The organism is Paucibacter sp. DJ2R-2 (assembly GCF_025717675.1).
Classification (GTDB): domain Bacteria; phylum Pseudomonadota; class Gammaproteobacteria; order Burkholderiales; family Burkholderiaceae_C; genus Paucibacter_A.
In genome coordinates, this window is record NZ_JAJIRT010000037.1 from 1 (window position 1) to 464 (window position 464).

Below are 464 nucleotides of genomic sequence, written 5' to 3' on the forward strand. Positions count from 1 at the left end.
TTTGCCTGACAAGGTTCTGGGAAGAACCGGGACTCAAGAGCTGGATTTGGGCTGATGTTGCGGCTTTGTTTGGATCTTCACAATTCGTTTCACGTTGAGACGAAACCTGATTGAAGACAAACCGAAGCGGAGCCCAGACATGAACGCAGACCAAATCCTCGCCGAGATCCGTGAAGCCAATCTGTCCTACCTGATGTTGGCGCAGAACCTGATCCGTACGGACCGCGAGCAGGCGCTGTACCGCCTGGGCATCTCGGAAGACACGGCCACCCTGATTGGCACGCTGAGCCCGGCGCAGCTGATGAAGATTGCCTCGGGCAACACCTTGCTGTGCCGCTTCCGCATGGACGACGACTTGGTCTGGGGCTTGTTGACCAGCCACAGCAAGTCGGCCGCCAACGACGGCGTCGGTCGCCTCCACGCATCGATTCTGATGGCCGGCCGTCACCAAGAAGCTGCCTGAA

General features: G+C 58.4%; 1 protein-coding gene. It reads left to right on the plus strand.

Going from position 1 to position 464, the window contains the following annotated elements:
- Positions 1-139 precede the first annotated feature (139 nt).
- Positions 140-463 (plus strand): flagellar transcriptional regulator FlhD, encoded by a 324-nt coding sequence (gene flhD / locus LNV28_RS24995; RefSeq protein WP_263520530.1) that lies wholly within the window; start codon positions 140-142, stop codon positions 461-463.
- Position 464: the final 1 nt, after the last annotated feature.

Coding starts and splice junctions, on each gene's coding strand:
- flhD (WP_263520530.1), top strand. CDS start 140: ATGAACGCAGACCAAATCCTCGCCGAGATCCGTGAAGCCAATCTGTCC.